17 protein-coding genes are annotated in these 17,375 nt (G+C 56.7%); 7 read left to right on the forward strand and 10 right to left on the reverse strand.

What is annotated here, in order from left to right; translation table 11 throughout:
• Positions 1–31: 31 nt before the first annotated feature.
• The 3 genes from sirB1 to NG99_RS06645 are packed head-to-tail and all read left to right on the forward strand — an operon-like array spanning position 32 to position 2,163.
• On the forward strand, positions 32–841 hold the full coding sequence (gene sirB1, locus NG99_RS06635) for an invasion regulator SirB1 (protein ID WP_034890022.1): 810 nt from the start codon (positions 32–34) through the stop codon (positions 839–841).
• A 19-nt stretch (positions 842–860) separates the two neighbouring features.
• A complete protein-coding gene (kdsA, locus tag NG99_RS06640; protein ID WP_034889907.1) occupies positions 861–1,715 on the forward strand; it encodes a 3-deoxy-8-phosphooctulonate synthase in 855 nt (284 codons plus the stop codon).
• 34 nt (positions 1,716–1,749) lie between these two features.
• Entirely contained in the window at positions 1,750–2,163 is a 414-nt protein-coding gene (locus NG99_RS06645; protein WP_232298216.1) for an META domain-containing protein, read from the forward strand.
• A 78-nt stretch (positions 2,164–2,241) separates the two neighbouring features.
• Here the strand turns inward: NG99_RS06645 and chaA are convergent, their stop codons facing one another.
• A complete protein-coding gene (gene chaA, locus NG99_RS06650; RefSeq protein WP_034889911.1) occupies positions 2,242–3,339 on the reverse strand; it encodes a sodium-potassium/proton antiporter ChaA in 1,098 nt (365 codons plus the stop codon).
• A gap of 403 nt (positions 3,340–3,742) precedes the next feature.
• Here chaA and chaB point away from each other — a divergent pair, with 403 nt between their 5' ends.
• Complete coding sequence (gene chaB / locus NG99_RS06655; RefSeq protein ID WP_034889914.1) at positions 3,743–3,976, forward strand: putative cation transport regulator ChaB; 234 nt, start codon at positions 3,743–3,745, stop codon at positions 3,974–3,976.
• Between the two features lie 317 nt (positions 3,977–4,293).
• On the forward strand, positions 4,294–4,971 hold the full coding sequence (locus NG99_RS06660; protein ID WP_034890024.1) for a gamma-glutamylcyclotransferase: 678 nt from the start codon (positions 4,294–4,296) through the stop codon (positions 4,969–4,971).
• A gap of 6 nt (positions 4,972–4,977) precedes the next feature.
• Here the strand turns inward: NG99_RS06660 and NG99_RS06665 are convergent, their stop codons facing one another.
• The 9 genes from NG99_RS06665 to NG99_RS06705 all read right to left on the reverse strand — a co-directional run bounded on the left by NG99_RS06665 (position 4,978) and on the right by NG99_RS06705 (position 15,272).
• Positions 4,978–6,423: a serine/threonine protein kinase gene (locus tag NG99_RS06665; protein WP_034889917.1), complete on the reverse strand. Its 1,446-nt coding sequence runs from the start codon at positions 6,421–6,423 to the stop codon at positions 4,978–4,980.
• Positions 6,424–6,438: 15 nt separating this feature from the next.
• The gene (locus NG99_RS06670) at positions 6,439–7,386 is read right to left on the reverse strand and encodes a hypothetical protein (protein WP_034889920.1); all 948 of its coding nucleotides are present in this window, start codon (positions 7,384–7,386) and stop codon (positions 6,439–6,441) included.
• 14 nt (positions 7,387–7,400) lie between these two features.
• Complete coding sequence (locus NG99_RS06675; RefSeq protein WP_034889922.1) at positions 7,401–8,177, reverse strand: PP2C family protein-serine/threonine phosphatase; 777 nt, start codon at positions 8,175–8,177, stop codon at positions 7,401–7,403.
• A complete protein-coding gene (tagH, locus tag NG99_RS06680; RefSeq protein WP_034889926.1) occupies positions 8,174–9,340 on the reverse strand; it encodes a type VI secretion system-associated FHA domain protein TagH in 1,167 nt (388 codons plus the stop codon). The genes NG99_RS06675 and tagH overlap by 4 nt, the downstream gene beginning before the upstream one ends.
• A 38-nt stretch (positions 9,341–9,378) precedes the next feature.
• Positions 9,379–10,077 (reverse strand): type VI secretion system-associated protein TagF, encoded by a 699-nt coding sequence (gene tagF / locus NG99_RS06685; protein WP_034889929.1) that lies wholly within the window; start codon positions 10,075–10,077, stop codon positions 9,379–9,381.
• Positions 10,078–10,093: 16 nt separating this feature from the next.
• The gene (gene tssM / locus NG99_RS06690) at positions 10,094–12,211 is read right to left on the reverse strand and encodes a type VI secretion system membrane subunit TssM (RefSeq protein WP_034890026.1); all 2,118 of its coding nucleotides are present in this window, start codon (positions 12,209–12,211) and stop codon (positions 10,094–10,096) included.
• A complete protein-coding gene (gene icmH, locus NG99_RS06695; RefSeq protein ID WP_034889931.1) occupies positions 12,211–13,440 on the reverse strand; it encodes a type IVB secretion system protein IcmH/DotU in 1,230 nt (409 codons plus the stop codon). The genes tssM and icmH overlap by 1 nt, the downstream gene beginning before the upstream one ends.
• Positions 13,441–13,535: 95 nt before the next feature.
• On the reverse strand, positions 13,536–14,048 hold the full coding sequence (locus tag NG99_RS06700; RefSeq protein ID WP_084110438.1) for an SH3 domain-containing protein: 513 nt from the start codon (positions 14,046–14,048) through the stop codon (positions 13,536–13,538).
• A 432-nt stretch (positions 14,049–14,480) separates the two neighbouring features.
• Entirely contained in the window at positions 14,481–15,272 is a 792-nt protein-coding gene (locus NG99_RS06705) for a DeoR/GlpR family DNA-binding transcription regulator (protein ID WP_034889934.1), read from the reverse strand.
• A gap of 373 nt (positions 15,273–15,645) precedes the next feature.
• Here NG99_RS06705 and NG99_RS06710 point away from each other — a divergent pair, with 373 nt between their 5' ends.
• On the forward strand, positions 15,646–16,449 hold the full coding sequence (locus NG99_RS06710; protein WP_034890029.1) for a transketolase: 804 nt from the start codon (positions 15,646–15,648) through the stop codon (positions 16,447–16,449).
• Entirely contained in the window at positions 16,449–17,369 is a 921-nt protein-coding gene (locus NG99_RS06715) for a transketolase family protein (protein WP_408606391.1), read from the forward strand. Before NG99_RS06710 ends, NG99_RS06715 begins: the two co-directional genes overlap by 1 nt.
• Positions 17,370–17,375 lie beyond the last annotated feature (6 nt).

The raw sequence follows: 17,375 nt of genomic DNA on the forward strand, positions 1-17,375 counted from the left end.
ATCTATGAAAAATGCCATTGTTGGGGAGTGTATGACGTCGATAGCAAATGTTGATCTCACAGCGTTACCGCTGTGCGAGGCCGTGATAGCCGCGACTCAGGCTATCCGCGCCGATTTTCCTGCTGAAGACGTGAAAAAGCAGTTAGCGGTGCTGGTAGAAGAGGCTCGCTCGGCAATTCCACAGCAGTTGGAACAGGATATGCAGCTCGAAAAACTGATCGAGCTGTTCTGGACACAGTGGGGATTTGGCGGCGCCAGCGGCGTTTACCGCCTGTCGGACACCCTGTGGCTGGATAACGTGCTCAGAACCCGTCAGGGCACCGCCGTTTCGCTGGGCATTATTTTCCTTCATATTGCCGGACAGCTGTCGCTGCCGCTGATGCCGGTGATCTTTCCCACACAGCTAATCCTGCGGGCCGACTGGTTCGACGAAGAGATGTGGTTAATTAACCCGTTCAACGGCGATACCCTCGACGAACACACGCTGGAAGTGTGGCTCAAGGGCAACATCGGTCCGGTGGCGGAGCTGTATGATGACGATTTGCAGGAAGCCGAGCCGCAGCTGGTGCTGAATAAAATGCTCGATACGCTAAAATCCGCGCTGATGGAAGAGAAGCAGATGGAGCTGGCGCTGCAGGTCAGCCAGGTGCTGGTGCAGATGGATCCAGAAGATCCTTATGAAATCCGCGATCGCGGGCTGATTTTTGCCCAGCTGGAGTGCGAGCATGTCGCTCTGAGCGATCTGACCTATTTTGTCGAGCAGTGTCCTGAGGATCCGGTCAGCGAGATGATTAAGCTGCAAATCCACTCGATTGAACAAAAACAGATTACGCTGCATTAACAATCAATAAGGCGAAGACATGAAACAGAAAGTGGTTAGCATTGGTGATATCGACGTAGCAAACGATCTGCCGTTTGTGCTGTTTGGCGGCATGAACGTGCTGGAGTCACGCGATCTGGCGATGCGTATCTGTGAGCATTACGTCACCGTGACCCAGAAGCTCGGTATCCCTTACGTGTTCAAAGCCTCCTTCGATAAGGCCAACCGCTCCTCCATTAACTCTTACCGTGGCCCGGGTCTGGAAGAGGGAATGCGTATTTTCCAGGACATCAAGCAGGCCTTCGGCGTGAAGATCATTACCGACGTGCACGAAGCCAGCCAGGCGCAGCCGGTGGCTGACGTGGTGGATGTGATCCAGCTGCCTGCCTTCCTCGCCCGCCAGACCGATCTGGTTGAAGCGATGGCGAAAACCGGCGCGGTAATCAACGTTAAGAAACCTCAGTTTGTCAGCCCTGGTCAGATGGGAAATATCGTTGAGAAATTTGCGGAAGGCGGCAACGAGCAGGTGATCCTCTGCGATCGCGGCGCGAACTTCGGCTACGATAACCTTGTGGTCGACATGCTGGGCTTTAACGTGATGAAGCAGGTTTCTAACGGCAGCCCGGTGATTTTTGACGTGACCCACGCGCTGCAATGCCGCGACCCGTTTGGCTCCGCTTCCGGCGGTCGTCGTGGTCAGGTTACCGAGCTGGCGCGTGCCGGCATGGCGGTGGGGCTGGCCGGCCTGTTTATTGAGGCTCACCCGGACCCGGCCAACGCGAAATGCGACGGTCCTTCAGCGCTGCCGCTGGATAAGCTGGAGCCGTTCCTGGCGCAGATAAAAGCTATCGACGAGCTGGTGAAAAACTTCCCGGAACTCGATACCAGCAACTAAGACCGCCTAAAGGACTTATCAGGACAAGGAGTGGATGATGAAAAGAGTGACCTTAGTGTTAACGGCTGCGATGCTATTGGGAGGGTGCAGTGCAGCCTCTCAGCAGAGCGAGCGGGCTGCGTTAGCTAACCGTAGCTTTGTGCTGACCACGGTTGATGGTCAGTCCATCACCGCGCCTGATGGCATGAAGCCAGGGATCAATTTCAGCGCCGATCTGCGCGTCACCGGCGTGATGTGCAACCGTTTCTTTGGTCAGGGCACGCTGAAAGGCAATGTCCTTAGCGTGCCGCAGATGGCCTCCACGCGCATGATGTGTAGCGATCCCCGGCTGAACCAGTGGGAAATGACCATCGGTAAAATGCTGGCTGCTGGCGCTACGGTTAAGCTCGAACAGAACACGCTAACGCTGGAAGGTGCCAGCCACTCGCTGGTCTACCGCGCACAGTAACGCTTTTCCGCACCGTCGATGAAAGCGGGGCGAACTCAGTTCGCCCCGCTTTTTTTATGCCATCCTGCTGCAAAGCCTCTACAGCATCACGGTCATCAGGTAGCCGATAAACAGCGCCAGGTGGGCCGCGCCATTCAGCACGTTGGTTCGGCCAGTTGAGAACGAAATCTGGCACAGCAGCAGGGCGGCGATCATCACCACCATCTGCGGCGGCTCAAGGCCAAAGATCAGCTGCTGGCCGGTCAGCGTGGCAATAATCGTTACCGCCGGGACGGTTAGTGAAATGGTCGCCAGCACCGAGCCGAAGAACAGGTTCATCGCCCGCTGCACCTGATTAGCCAGCACCGCTTTAATCGCCCCCAGGCCTTCCGGAGAGAGGATCAGCAGCGCCACCAGGAAGCCGGTAAACTGCTCCGGCGCATTCAGCCCGGTAAGCAGGGATTCCAGCGGCGTGGCGTTCATCTTGGTGACGGCGATCACCGCAATCAGATGAATAATCAGCCATATCGAGTGCCAGGCGTTAGAGTGAGCAGAGGGCTTGCCGTGGTGCGGGTTATCGTCGTCGCTCTCGTCCTCGTGTTCATAGACAAACAGGCTCTGGTGGGTTTTGGTCTGGATCAGCAGGAACACGCCGTACATTGCGGCAGAAATGGCTGAAATCAGCAGCGCCTGGCCGACGGAAAAATTGCCGCCGGGCAGGGCGTTAGGAAACACCAGCACGAGGATGCCCAGCGGGAAAATAGCAATCAGATACTGTTTTACCCCGGCCAGGTTGACGTATTGCGTGGCGAACTTCCGTCCCCCCATCAGCAGGGCGGCACCCACCAGACCACAGGTGACAATCATGATGATCGAGTAGAGCGTATCGCGCATCAGCGCCGGTGCGGCATCGCCAGTCGCCATCAGCGCCGAGATCAGGCTCACTTCAAGAATCACCACTGACAGGCTGAGGATCAGCGAGCCGTAGGGTTCGCCAAGGCGATGCGCCAGCACATCCGCATGGCGAACCACGCTGAAGGCGCTGCTGAGGATCGCCACCAGAGCAATCAGGTTGATAATAACAACAACGGGGAGTGAACCAGTGGTTCCCCAGAACCATAAAATAGCCAGTGCGGCGATGGGAAGGAGCAGAGAAGTTTCTTTATGGCGCGTTTTTACACCTTCATGGGCAGTCATAGGCTTTTATCCTTGTTTATCTGTCCTGTTTGCCTGAATCCAGGTCTTGCCTGCAGGCATAAAATAATAGCATCGAAGTGAACTGGTTATATTACAAGCTGCGGAAGTGTAACGGTTAATGTGGTATGCGGCGGTAAAATTTACGATGTTTTACAGCTGTTTTCTGAAAATAACGTTTAATGCCAGGTTAATCGACTTGTTTGCTATTATACCTATGAATAGAAATGTTTTATTTTTATGATAAAGCGATAAAACATCATTATTTTAAGGGTTTGTGACATAAGTTTCCACTGGAAATTAAGTTCTTGCTGTGAAACGTCGATAAAATGGAGTAAATCCGCTATTGGCAGGGTGGGGGGAATTGAGCCAGGCTTATCAGGTGTCTACCTTGAGGAGAAAAATAATGCCTTATCAATCCCGTTCTTCCCTGCCGGATAGCGTAAAACATGTGCTGCCTGCCCACGCCCAGGATATCTATAAAGAGGCTTTTAACAGCGCCTGGGATGAATATAAAGAGCAGAAAGACCGTAAGGGTGATGACTCGCGTGAAGAAGTTGCCCATAAAGTTGCCTGGTCAGCCGTTAAGCACAGCTACAAAAAAGGCGATGACGATAAATGGCACAAAATACAGGGATAAAAGGGGCGGGAGTTCCCGCCTTTGCTGTCTGAACGCTTCTGATAACCTTTCCACACTACCCAGTCTGCTGCCTTCCTCAGAAAATCCGCTTTCCCACCCGTTTAATCCACCGATGCCCTGTTAAGTTTTGCTTTAAAATGCCGATGAGTAAATTAAGGGAAATTTTTTCTTTTGTGATGCAGTTCAAACTTGATTGCGCGGGGCGAAATGGCATAAGGTCATTGATAGCGTTAAAACGATAAGTTTCTTAATAATTCAACTTCAGGGATGGAATTCACGTAGTGGTAGGGAAAGAGGCAGTGGTTGGGGGAGGTTCTGTGCTGACAAGAGATTTCTTATTAAAAGCGGATTGCAAGACGGCTTTTGGTGCTATTGAGGAATCACTGTTATGGACCTGTGAGCAACGGGCAGCCTCACTAGCCGCCACGCTGGCCTGTCGGCCTGACCATAGTCCCGTGTGGATTTTTGGCTACGGCTCGCTGATGTGGAATCCGGTCTTCGAGTCCGATGAAGTAGCGGAAGGCACTCTGACCGGCTGGCACCGGGCGTTCTGCCTGCGGCTGACCGCCGGTCGCGGCACGGCCAGCCAGCCGGGCCGGATGCTGGCGCTGAAAGAGGGCGGCGAGACTACCGGCCTGGCGTTTCGTCTGCCGGAAGAGAAGCTGCATGAAGAGCTTGAGCTGTTGTGGAAGCGGGAAATGGTGACCGGTTGCTATCTGCCCACCTGGTGCGAGCTGGCGCTGGCGGATGGTCGCAGAGTGACGGCGATGGCCTTCGTCATGGACCCGCGCCACCCGCTGTATGAATCCGACTCCTGTCCGAAAACTATCGCGCCGTTAATTGCTCAGGCCAGCGGCCCGCTGGGGACCAACGCCCAGTATCTCTACTCGCTTGAACAGGAGCTGAACAAGCGTGGCTTGTATGACGACTGCCTGACCGATCTGGTCCAGCGCGTTCGCGAACTTCAGCAGTGCCACAATGATATGGTAGGGTGATCTCCGCTACAGGCCGGGGTTAATCAGCCAGGTTCCCGCCCGGTTAATCTCCAGCTGCTGGCTGTGTACCGCCGTGCCGGAATGTACCTCAATTTTATAACTTCCCGCCGCCAGATTCAGCGAGGCGTAGCCGCTGTTGTTTGGTTTCACGTCCATCGGCGTGCCGTTCAGCAGCACGGTTTCACCGCTGCTCAGCCTGAGATAAACCGTTGCCAGCATCGGCGCACTGCTTGCCGCCGCCCCTGGCGCTGTACCGGCGGCTGGTGCGCTGGAGCTTGCCCCACCTGCTACCGCGGCATGTTCAATATCATCACCGCTGCCTCCATGGTTAAGCGCCACAACCAGTCCGATAACCGCCAGAACGGCAATCCCACTCAGCACGGCCAGCGGTTTTGACAGCCTGCGGCCGCTGCGGGAGTTAATTAACTCAGCCGCGCCCGCAGCCGGATTGACGGCCACAATCGTCGCCCCCTGCGTAAGTTCAGGTGCCACCGTCGCTTCTTCAGGCGGTTCAGAGATGGGCGTGACGCTGGTTACCAGTTGCTCAACGCTGCTGACCGGTAGCTCAACCAGTGCGGCCAACTCATCAATAGACTGCGGGCGGTCCTGCGGCTTCATCGCCAGCGACCGGTCGATGGCATTCAGCAGCGCGAGCGAGAAGCCTTCAGGCCGCAGCTGCGTCAGAGGCTGATAGCGATCTTCAATACAGCGCACCACGCTGACCGGCGGAGGAGCGCCGGTGACCAGCGTATGCAGTACTGCTCCCAGCGCGTAGATGTCTGTCCACGGGCCCTGGTCGCTGTCGCTCTCTTCGCTGTACTGCTCAATTGGCGCATAGCCTGGCTTGAGCATGATTTCGGTTTCATCCGACAGGTTGCCGATCTCTTTGCGCGCCGAGCCGAAGTCCAGCAGCACCGGCAGTTGGCTATCCTGGATCTGAATATTATCGAGAGAAATATCGCGGTGCAGATAGCCGCCGCGATGAATGGTATCGATTGCGCCAAACAGCGGCGGCAGCAGCTGACGTATCCAGGCGTCGTTGATGCTGTCCGGGCTGCTCTGCTGCCACGCTTTTAGCGTCATCCCGCTGTAGTACAGCGTGCCCATATAGGCGGTGCCGTTCTCTTCCCAGAAGCGCAGGACGTGCAGCAGACCGGGATGGTTGAAGCGGGCCAGCAGGCGAGCCTCCTGGATAAAGCTGGATAAGCCCGCGTTAAAAAGTTTCTGGTAGCGCTCGCCGCGCAGCACTATCGCCAGATCCTCTCCCCGGGTGGCCAGCGAAATGGGCAGATACTCTTTAATTGCAATGGTGCGCTCAAGCAGGTGATCCCAGGCACGGTAGACGATGCCAAAGCCGCCGCCACCAATCACTTCCTTGATTTCAAACTCATTAAAACGGTGTCCCGCCGGGAGAGCGTTAGGGACAGTTTTCGTTTTTTCGTTCGCCGACATAGTATCCATCCGGAGTTAGTTAACGGTGCGCCAGGCGCCAATAGCCGGATCGGCCAGATCGACATGCAGATCATCCACCAGCAGCACGGTAAGTTTCGTTTGCGGATCTACCATTGCAGACCAGGCCTTGCGTAAGGTATCCACCCGCGTTTTCAGCTGTTCGGGAGTGGTGGCCTGATTCTTATCCATTTTGACCAGCAGCACGCCGTCAAAGGACCAGACGTGCTCTCCGGCATTGAATGACAGCAGCAGCCAGCTGTCGGGGGCATCCGCTTTAGCGGCAACCAGACGCTGATTGTTGGCGGCGACAATATCCAGCTCGCCAGCAGCGGGATGCACGTTTTTCAGCGGATAGCCCTCGTAAAACTGCACGACTACCGGCTGGGTTTCCCCTTTGCTGGAGAGGGTCAGTTCGCTGTTGCCTTCCAGCCAACCCTCGGTTGAGCAGCGGAGGTTTTTGTCGTCCGGGATAAAGAGAGACTGACCATGTTCATCCCACCAGGTGCGAAAATGGCAGCCGCCCGGCAGATCAAAATGCTGTAACGGCTCGCTGTTAGCCGGCTGGGAAAGATCCAACGGGGCCGCGTTGCTGGCCGTGGCGGCAGCGGTGGCATCGGCAATGACGATTGGTCGCCAGCTCTGCTCTTTCGCCGCCGTGCCGGTTGCCAGCACTGAGCCAGCACCGTTGGTCATCTGCCACGGCAGCTCAACCAGCTTGCCGCACTGATTTTGCAGCAGGTTGCCAACGCGGGGCAGAAAGGTTGTCAGCACGCTGGACTCTTTACTTTTACCTGACACGATACGCAAATGAAGGGTTTCCTTGCACCAGTCCTGCGGCGCGTTACTCTCCACGTTGTCAATAAACACCTCCAGCGCCAGGCTGGGAGAGTAAACCACACGGTAATCATCGGCCTGTGCGGCCGTTGCTATCAGCAAGACAGTGGCGGGCAACCAGAATTTCATAGCGTTCCTTGGTGTTAATCACGCGGCGGTAAAAATCGGGCTGAATCCGCCATGGACTGTAAAAGTGTGGTTTCCTGCGGCGAGCCTACCCAAACGGCCACGGCGCTTAAATTATCTTTTTTTTCACTGCGGTTGATGGCTTTTTGCATCAGTGCCAGCCACTCATCGGCCGAGTTGACCATTCTTAACGCCTGCTCCATCTCCTGCGGCGTCAGGCTGCACCAGAAGCCATCGGTACAGACCAGGAAGGCATCGCCGTCTTCCAGCGGCATCACTTCGCTATAGCTGACCGGAAGGGCGCCGTCCGCACCGAGCGCATTATAAAGTAAATTACTGTTAATGCCGGAACTATCAACACCGGCATCCTTCATCTGCTGCGCCAGGCTGTGGTCCCGCGTGACCGTATGGATAAATCCGCGGCGAAAGTGATAAACGCGGCTGTCACCTGCGTGCACCCACCATGAGCACTGCTGTACCCGGTCGATAAACAGCGCGGCAAGCGTGGTGCTCATCCGTTGATAATTCGGATTATTCCTCTGCGCCCGGCGGATAACCTGGTCGGCATTATGCACCCATTTCCCGGTATCCGCTGGGACGATAGCCCGATCGTCAGGCAGTTCTGCCAGCAGCGTGTCGCGGGCCAGCCTCGCCGCTGTTTCACCGCCGGGCGTGCCGGCCACGCCATCGCACACCAGAAAACAAGCTGACTGTATGCCGACTCTGGCGCCGGTTTCATCCTGATTGCTCTCTCTTGCGCCAATTTGTGACGTCGAAGCATAGTTTATGTTCATTGATCGTCCGGTCGGATTTGTGAGTCTTTGTACTGATTCACTTCCATATCGTAGGCCTGTAGGAAAGCGTCCCCAAAGAGGGTATGAAAATCGTCCTCAATCTCGCCTGAAGTATGCTGGTAGTGGCGCTGAAAAGCCTCCCACATCGCGGCTTTCCTGCTGCCCGGCAGGCCGAACTTAGGCAGGACGCCGTCCCGGCGGGCATACTCTTCCAGCCGCTGTGGGTTAAAGGATTGCAGCATAGCAGCGATAATCGCGCGAATGCCGGCAATCATCCCCAGCTGGTGGGCCTGAAGATCGACCAGCGCATCGCGGACTGCCTGCTCCGGCGCCATAAAGCCGGGCATCTGACTCTGATAAATCTGCATCAGCACGGTTTTGCCGGAGGGCAGGATTTTGAACGGGTTATTGGCTTCATTGAGGATCATGGTCATCTCTGCCTTCACGCCCCGCTTGAGGATCGAACGGGAGGAGAGCAGCGCGACGGTGCCCTGCGAAAACAGGCTGAGCATTCTGCCGGTGACCCGTAGCTGATCTTCAGTAAGCTGAGGTTTACCCGGCCCGTGTTCCAGCCCCATGCCTTCCATCAGCGCCGCCAGCAGGCGTTCGGCATTGCAGTCTGCGGCGTGGGTTTCGCCAGGCGGAGCGTCATGGCTGACCGGCTCAATACCGAGCCTGGCGTCATTCTGCCGCGCCGTACGCGCCGCCAGCTGTTCGGCCGTTTGCACATCGGCAGGCGGTATTGGCGGCAGCGCTTCTTCCTGCAAGATGCCCAAGGGATCGGCAGGCCGCGAGCGATCCTCACCGAAAAGGGCCAGCGGATCGACATCGCTAAAGGGCGCCTCCCGCTGGCGGGCCGGATCGCTGACCAGGATTTTATAGCCGCCAATCCCCAGCATGTCGCCGTGGTGCAGCGCAATCTGGCTGCCGCGCGCCAGCGGCACCTGGTTATGGATCACGGCAATCACGCTGCCGTGGCTGGTCAGACGACAGTCGCCGCTGCTGGCAATGTGGACCACGGCCTGCAGGCGTGAAATGGCGCGCTCTTCATCAGGAAGGACCAGATCGTTATCCACGCTACGGCCGATCGTGCCGCCAGGGGCGACAAAATCACAGCTGGTAACCGGAGCCGCAGTGATACTCTCAACAAGGGTAAATCGCATGTGCTTTTCCTGAAGCCAGGGCCAGAGGCCTGATAACTCTATTCAAACATCGGTGGATAGAGTCCATGTCTACCCGGTTGCGCCACGGCGGCCGGATCGAATAATTGTGAAAAAAGATGGGCGGTGAGATTGCCGCTGTGTTTATGGCTGACCAGCGGATAGCCGTCGCTCTGATTGGTCCACCAGTAGCTGATGTACTGACTGGGATTGAACCGCGCGGCCACCTCGTGCCAGGCCAGCGTGCAGGGCAGGTCCTGATAACCGATCACGTCCATAATATCGGACCTGCCGGTATCAGGCAGCGACAGCGGTGGCAGAGACAACAGCGAGTGGCTCAGATCTTCAGGCGTAGAGCCCTCGCTGACCGCCTGATGTAATGTCTCGCCCAGGCTGGAAAACCAGCTGCCGGAGACGGAGAGCTGCGCCGGATGCCAGTGAGTGAGCGCTACGCTTTGCAGCGCCATCAGCGGCCAGGCGCGGCCAACCCGATCCCGCGAGGCGACGAGGCAGCCGATCTGGATTCGCTGTATGCCGAGGGTTGCGGGCAGCGCAAAATTCCATACGGGCGCGCGGCTGAACAGTTCGGCATCGTGCTCGCGCTGGTGATGCCAGTGCGTCAGCCCCAGCTGGAACCAGTTTGACCAGCTGCTCACCGTTGTCTCAGACAGCCTGCCCTGAAGAAAATCGCCGGTGGTGGGCAGTTTGCCATACCATCCGAGCTTCGTATTTTCCGCCATTGTGATGACCTTCTGTTCAGTGGGCGTTAGCCACTACCCGCATCGGGATGATTTGCGTGCTGCCGAAGTCGGGATGCTGCCCGGCATTTTGCGAATTCACCGCCAGTTTCTTCATGATTAGCGCATTGTCCCGGACAAAGGGGGAGATCTGGATCTGCCGATCGAGTAGCTGACTCAGGTGCCAGTCAAGCTGCTGGAGCTGTCGGGTCGTAACGGTGGCAGGCAGGGTTCGCTGTAAGTTTTGCATCACCCAGCCGCGCAAAAATTCGCCGTCGTAGCTGCGCGGCTGATAGAGCATCTGATAAGCCCGCAGCGCGTTACGGCTGAATTCGCTGTCTTCCCCTTTATCATTGCGCAGAATCAGGGTGATATTTTGCGCCACGCGCGGCAGCAGCAAAGATTTCAGCGCATTCTGATAAAAGCCCATTGCCGCGTCGCTAACCTGACCGCCGCGATATAACCCGCCGCGCATACTCAAAGGAGGGTTCTCCAGCGAAAAGCTGTCGCTGAGCGGCAGCGCTACCAGGCTGTTTAAGAAGGGTAGCAGATCCAGAATATCTCCTGAATTATTGCTGGTCAGACGTTTTGCCTGTTGACTGACCGCCGGGATGCGGCTTTCAACCTGCTGCAAATACTGCTGATTTTTATAATAGCTGGTGGACCACAGCAGGGTGGCGACAAGCAGCGCCAGCGCAAGGACCGCGTAGCCAGTCCAGTGCAGAAGGCGGTTACGGTGTTCCCAGGAGCGATCGCTGCCCGCCAGGCCGCTCTCGGCAAAAATCATCTCGCTGAGCAGCGAGCGAATAAAGTAGCTCTGCCCCTTGTTCGCCGGGATCGGAGCCTGGCGATTGACCGCGTCCCAACTGGCAATTGAAGGACCAGAGGCCTGAGGTAGCTGTAGCTTGCGCGTCAGTTCGCCCATAATCCGGTCAAACGGCAGGCCTTCCTGGGTGCCGCTGGTAAAGAACACGCCGCGCACCGACCATGGCATCTCGCCATTGTCAGGGGTAAACACAATATCCAGATATTCCGCCAGCAGTGGACGCAGTGAGGCAAACTCCTGCGGGAACAGGAAGCAGTCAGCCCGCTGGGTCAAATCATTCTCTTTCGCCATATTCGCCGCCAGATTCTCCTGTAGCCGCTGGCTGAGCAGGCGGAACTGACTATCGAACAGCGTATTGATGGCCGATTCGCTATTGCGATCGTTCTCCCAGGGGAAGCTGAAGCCCCAGATTTGGTCACGCTGGGTTTTGTCCAGCGTGGCGTGATAGCTCATAAAGCCTTTCAGTAAATCTGTTTTGGTCACCATCACGTAGACCGGGAAATGAATTCCCGTTTGCTGGTGCAGCTCCGCCATGCGCTGGCGCAGCGAGGTAGCCTGACTGAAGCGGGATTCGGCAGAGTCACTCATCAGATCGGCTACGCTGATGGTCATGATCACGCCGTTAATTGGCTGGCGGGGGCGGTAGCGCTTCAGCAGAGTTATAAAGGTCTGCCACTCGCCAGCGTCTCTGGCCCGCTGGCTCTCCTGTAGGGTATAACGGCCAGCCGTATCCAGCAGTACGGCTTCCCTGGTAAACCACCAGTCGCAGTGGCGGGTGCCGCCGAGACCGCGCAGGGCCGTTTTGCCCATACTGTCCGCCAGCGGGAACTCAAGGCCAGAGTTGACCAGCGCGGTGGTTTTACCCGCACCCGGCGCGCCAACGATCATGTACCAGGGCAGTTGATAGAGGTATTGCGAAGTAAAGCGCTGGAGCCAGCCGTGATTTTTAGCCTGCTGACCGCGCCCGGAGAAGTGGGTTTTCTTCAGTCTCATCGCCGCTTCGCTGAAGCGGCTGCTGAGCAGCTCTTCGGTCACCGCGCGATCGGCGTAATCAGCGCTGCTGCTTTGCAGGTTATTCAGCAGCCTGGCGTTGAACCAGCTGCGGTAGAGCTGTGGGATCAGTTGAAAAATAATCCACAGGAAAAAACAGAGCACAATCGCCAGCTGACGATTGAGAACCGGCTCCAGAAGGTGGCTGCCGTTCAGCATCAGCTGCGGGCCGAGCATCCAGATCAGCGCGGAGAGGGCCGAGATCCCCAAAAACCCCCACAGCAGACGGTTAAAAAGAACCTTTAAAAGGCGAGATGGCATCATTGATCCCCCGCGGGTTTGGGGCTGCAGGCCTGACTCTCAGGCGTTGGGAAAAGGAGTATTTCAACCCGGCGGTTACGCGCCCGGTTCTCGCTGCTATCGTCAGGAAGCAACGGATTACTGTCGCCGCGACCTTCGCCTTTGATCATATGGCCGGGCCCGACCATCAACTGTTGCAGCTGAGAGGTCAACGTCTGGGCCTGCGCCAGCGAGTATTCGTAATTCGTCGGGAAGCGCGTCGTTTGCAGCGGCTGGCTATCGGTATAGACGCTGAGCTGGAGGGTGCCTTTAATGCTGTCCATCGCCGTGGCGAGGCGAGCCACGATGGTCAGGCCTTCCGGCGTTAAATCGCTGCTGCCTCTGACAAACAGCTTATCGGCCGCGACGATCACTTTACTGCCGCTGCTGCCGTCGGCGACGTCCAGCGTTCTGTTGGTAATCAAATCAGCCAGACGCTTGCGCAGATCGAGTACGGCCTGAGAGGCGTTAGTGCGCCTCACCAGCTCCATTTTCGGCAGTGGGGTTTGCCAGATAGCGCGCAGCAGAGGTTCTGTCGCGTTGCTTAACCGCCAGTTCAGCCCTGAGTAAATCAGGCAGGCGATAAAGGCGGTCACGGTAATGCAGGCCCACAGCGGCACCGGTGGCCGCCAGAAGATGTTCTGGCTGGCTGGCGCCACTGGCTGAAGTTTATTCAGCGGCGGTTGCAATCCACGGGTGTCCTGAATCAGCTGGGCAAGGCGGGCGCGGAGTGAGTCGCGCTGAATGCGACCCTGCTCAATGCCGCGATAGCGCCCCTCATAGCCGAGCAGCAGACAGTAGTGGATCACTTCCAGCAGCGGTAAATGCTGTACCGGGTTTTGCGAGACGCGCGACAGCAGCTGGAAGACTTTTTCACCTCCCCAGCTTTCGTTATGGAAGGTCACCAGCAGACCGTTGCCGGACCAGACCCCGCGGGTGCCCCACGGAGTCTGGGCGGCAGCCTCATCCAGCACGCTGCACAGGCAGTAACGCGTGCCGATGATCATATCAAACGGCAGGCCAGCCTGCTTACAGCGGGTTTCAAACAGGCGGATCTCATCAACCAACTGCTGACGCAGACCAGCGGGATCGTCATGCGTTGCCGCCAGGCGAATTTGCACAATTGCATTAAGCAACGGCGCCGCGTTGGCCAGCAGTGCGTTTTCTTGGCTGACGGAAGGCAGAGTGTCAGCGGGGTATTCTGGAGTCATCAGGCTTTTACTGTCTCGGCTGTGTGGCGCCTGCGGGCTTGGCGCTTTTGTTGCTGTAAAAAAGGGCGCCAGGCCTTGCGTGGTTTATCGCCGGGTTATTCCAGAATCCAGGTGGCGGTGTCGTTATTGCGGCAGGCTTTGCTCTGGCCGCCGACATCAACACAGACCTTTTTCGCGTTCTTGCGCGGACGGGGGCGATCGCTCTTAAGCGTGGCGTCATACAAATCGCTCTTCACTCCGGCTTTGAAAGGCACATAGCCAATCAGCTGCTCTTTATCCGCTTCGGCCACGGCCAGCCAGTGATTTTCTACTTCGCCCAGCACGGTAAACGGCTTGCCGTTTTCGAGGTGGCGGACAATTTTACCGCCAAACCCCGGGCTGGTCATTACCGAAGCATTGTAGAGTGCGCGGTAACTTTCATTGATCGGCGTAAAGGACTGAGGTGCCTGAACGGCGTGGCGATGGGTGAATTTCACGCCATCCACTTCACTGGTCACGAGGGTGTCATCCGTCACTGGCGCAGGAGGAGCCTTGCACGCGGACAGGGAGAGCACTGCCAACAGGGTAATCACGATGCTTATTTTCACATTGGTCCTCATGAATTTCATCAGTGCGTCTTATCGTCCACGGGCAAAAACCGCAATTTCTTTGCCACTCTTCAGCTCTGAAAACCCGCAAGCAGCATGAAAAATTATTCAGGTTTACAGAAAGATAAATTCGCAGTCAGTCTACCTGACGCTTTTGAGATTGGGAACCATTGCACAGCGTCACTTTCCATGTTATTGGCCGCCGCAGAGGTGACAATCTTTGCCGGAAAGGTGACATCAAGTCAATTCGATTAGTAGCAATAAACAGTCCTGAGCCAGCGTGAATTGCAGGGCTGAGAGCAAGCGACATCTGGAAATAATCAGCGTCGTAAAAACATAAAAATTATTAATAAATAGTAAGGCGTGAATATTTTGTCGCGCGGCGTTTTTTTAGTGGAAAGCCAGAGGGCTGGCGTCCCGACCATTGGTGTCAGGACGTTTTTTACTTCATTGCTAGCTGGCGATCAGCACACTGACGCCCAGCGCTTCAAAAGCCTCAACCGACTGCGGCGTGATGCCGCTGTCGGTGATCAGGTACTGAATATTGCTCCAGTCGCAGGGCAGCGCAAACATCGACACCTTATCAATTTTGCTGGAGTCGGCCACCACGTAGACGGTACTCGCTGAACGGATCATCGCGCTTTTTACTTTGATATCGGTTTCGCTGGGAAAGCTCAGGCCCAGCCTGGGCGAGATGCAGGCGGTGGCGAGAAACAGCTTCTCTGCCAGCACGTTCTCGAAGAAGCTGGCGGCTTTCTCACCGGAGGTCGACAGCGTAGGAAACTTGAACGTGCCGCCGGTCAGCAGGATATTGATGCCTGGCTCTCCACCCAGCATCAGCGCGATGTTCACTGCGGTAGTCACCACCGAAAGCCGGTTGATATGACCCAGATGCTGGGCTATCGCCGTGGTGGTGGTGCCGGAGTCGAAGATGACCGTATCGCCATTTTCGATATGCTGGGCAGCCAGACGGCCAATCGCGCCTTTCTCATCCAGATGCGTCTGCCGCTCAAGCATGAGCGCCCCGGTGTTTTGCTTTCCGGTCATCAGCGTGGCGCCGCCATGATAGCGCTGAACAAACCCCTCTTTTTGCAGCACGCGAAGGTCGGTGCGGATGGTGGCCTCGGTCAGACCAAATGCCCCGGTCAGCATTTTAACGGTGACGGTACCGTCCTCCCGAATCATCTCGAGGATTTTCTCACGCCGCTGCTGCATATCGGCTAATTGTTCATTTTTGCTTTTCAACCGAAATTCTCCCTTTACCCGCCGGGCGGGCTGAAACCCGCATCATACCTGTTGTTGCGGCAAATATTACCCCTGCTATCGGGTGAATGCGAGCTTTCATAATAGCCTCTTTCGTTTTCGAATGAAAATTAAAGGATAAGAATAGCGTTGATTTCTCGTCTCTTTTTAGCGCTATTCTGCTGCGGATATGTCGGTTTTGGCTAGATTTTAAGATAGATCAAGCGGTTATACTTTTTGTGTGCTTTTGTTTGAAATTTGATCTACCCCACAATATGCTTAAAAACGATAGCGTATATTTTTATTCGAAAACGAATGAGCCGCAGGACTGCCACTTCGCTATCCGACCAGCGGCGCTACAGACGAAGAGGTAATGATGGACTTTCAGGCAATCAAACAGACCGCGCGGCAGGCCCGACGCTATGTGCTGCAAATGAATCACCGGGCTGGAAAAGGGCATACCGGCGCCGACCTCTCAGAGGTGGATATCATCTGTACGCTGTTTATGGGCGTGATGGACAGAGGCGCAGAACGCCCGGACCAGGACCGCTTCATCCTGTCGAAAGGCCACGGCGCGGGCGGCCTGTATTGCAGCGCCGCCGCGATGGGGATGATTGATCCGGCCATTCTGGATCAGTTTATGGGTGACGATACGCTGTTGGCAGGTCACCCGGTGCGGCAAAAACTGCCTGATCTGGTGGAGATCAACTCCGGGGGACTGGGACACGGTCTGCCGATCGGCGTTGGCCTGGCGCTCGGCAACAAACTGTCGGGAAGGGGACACCGCCGTGCGTTTGTGCTGCTGGGCGATGGTGAACTGGCTGAAGGCTCGAACTGGGAGGCCGCGATGTCCGCCAGCAAGTTCAAGCTTGATAACCTGGTCGCTATTGTCGATCGCAACCGACTACAGCTGGCGGGGAAAACTGAAGACATTATGCCGCTGGAGCCGCTGGCCGACAAATGGCTGGCGTTTGGCTTCGAGGTGCTGGAGTGCGACGGACACGACCCGCAGTCAATCGCCAGCGCGATAAACCAGCCTTCTGGCGGCAAACCCCGGGTGATCCTCGCCAACACTGAGAAGGGCCACGGCATCTCCTTCATGGCTAACGTTCCGGCGTGGCACCACTCGGTCCCTAATGATGAGCAGTTGGCCCTGGGGCTGGCGGAGCTGGAGGAATAATGATGCAAGACTTACGCGACGCGGTGATCGCCACGCTGGTGGACGAGCAGAACAAGGGGGCGAACCTCAGCGTGATGGTCGCTGACTCAACCTCAACCTCAAAAATTGCCCCGTTTGAAAAAGCGTTTCCCGATCGGGTGATTAACGTCGGCATTGCCGAACAGAACATGGTGGGCATGGCGGCAGGCATGGCGCTGAGCGGACGGACCGTCTTTACCGCCAACGCCGCACCTTTCCTGTTTGCCCGTTCCAATGAACAGGTTAAGAACGACATTTGCTATACGGAAACCAACGTCAAAATGCTTGGGCTGAACGCCGGTTTTGCCTACGGTCCGCTGGGGGCGACTCACCATTGCACCAATGACATTGCCATTGCCCGCACCTTCGGCAACCTTCAGGTCTTCGCACCGGCCGACGCCATTCAGGCCAGCGCGATTGCCCGCTATGCGATTCAGCACCGCGGCCCGGTCTATATCCGCATGGACAGCGACAAAGTGCCGCTGCTGCATAACGAAGATTATCAGTTTGTTCCCGGCAAGCCGGAAGTGCTGCAACAGGGGAAAGAGACCGTGGTGTTCTGCCTGGGCACGCTGGCTCATGAAGCGCTGGCGGCGAAGGACGACAGTATTACCGTCGTTTCACTGCCTTCGCTCTGGCCGCTGGATGAGGCCGCGGTAGTGAAACTGATTAGCGACCATCGCCAGGTAATCACCATGGAAGAGCATTCGCTGAGCGGTGGGCTGGGCAGCATTATTGGCGAGATCCTGCTTAAGCACGCGCTGCGCCAGCGCTTTACCGCGCTGGGCATTCCTGCCTGGGAATTTACCCACAGCAGCAGCCGTGCCGCGCTACGTAGCCAGTTCCGCATTGATGCTGAAGGCCTGCGTACTACTTTGCAACACGTTGTCGCCGCCGCCTGAGGAGAG

Source organism: Erwinia typographi, from assembly GCF_000773975.1.
Lineage (GTDB): Bacteria > Pseudomonadota > Gammaproteobacteria > Enterobacterales > Enterobacteriaceae > Erwinia > Erwinia typographi.

Bases quoted from the DNA above. Each gene is read 5' to 3' on its own strand.
- sirB1 (WP_034890022.1), top strand. From the start codon at position 32: ATGACGTCGATAGCAAATGTTGATCTCACAGCGTTACCGCTGTGCGAG.
- kdsA (WP_034889907.1), top strand. From the start codon at position 861: ATGAAACAGAAAGTGGTTAGCATTGGTGATATCGACGTAGCAAACGAT.
- NG99_RS06645 (WP_232298216.1), top strand. From the start codon at position 1,750: ATGATGAAAAGAGTGACCTTAGTGTTAACGGCTGCGATGCTATTGGGA.
- chaA (WP_034889911.1), bottom strand. From the start codon at position 3,339: ATGACTGCCCATGAAGGTGTAAAAACGCGCCATAAAGAAACTTCTCTG.
- chaB (WP_034889914.1), top strand. From the start codon at position 3,743: ATGCCTTATCAATCCCGTTCTTCCCTGCCGGATAGCGTAAAACATGTG.
- NG99_RS06665 (WP_034889917.1), bottom strand. From the start codon at position 6,423: ATGTCGGCGAACGAAAAAACGAAAACTGTCCCTAACGCTCTCCCGGCG.
- NG99_RS06670 (WP_034889920.1), bottom strand. From the start codon at position 7,386: ATGAAATTCTGGTTGCCCGCCACTGTCTTGCTGATAGCAACGGCCGCA.
- NG99_RS06675 (WP_034889922.1), bottom strand. From the start codon at position 8,177: ATGAACATAAACTATGCTTCGACGTCACAAATTGGCGCAAGAGAGAGC.
- tagH (WP_034889926.1), bottom strand. From the start codon at position 9,340: ATGCGATTTACCCTTGTTGAGAGTATCACTGCGGCTCCGGTTACCAGC.
- tagF (WP_034889929.1), bottom strand. From the start codon at position 10,077: ATGGCGGAAAATACGAAGCTCGGATGGTATGGCAAACTGCCCACCACC.
- tssM (WP_034890026.1), bottom strand. From the start codon at position 12,211: ATGCCATCTCGCCTTTTAAAGGTTCTTTTTAACCGTCTGCTGTGGGGG.
- icmH (WP_034889931.1), bottom strand. From the start codon at position 13,440: ATGACTCCAGAATACCCCGCTGACACTCTGCCTTCCGTCAGCCAAGAA.
- NG99_RS06700 (WP_084110438.1), bottom strand. From the start codon at position 14,048: ATGAAATTCATGAGGACCAATGTGAAAATAAGCATCGTGATTACCCTG.
- NG99_RS06710 (WP_034890029.1), top strand. From the start codon at position 15,646: ATGGACTTTCAGGCAATCAAACAGACCGCGCGGCAGGCCCGACGCTAT.
- NG99_RS06715 (WP_408606391.1), top strand. From the start codon at position 16,449: ATGATGCAAGACTTACGCGACGCGGTGATCGCCACGCTGGTGGACGAG.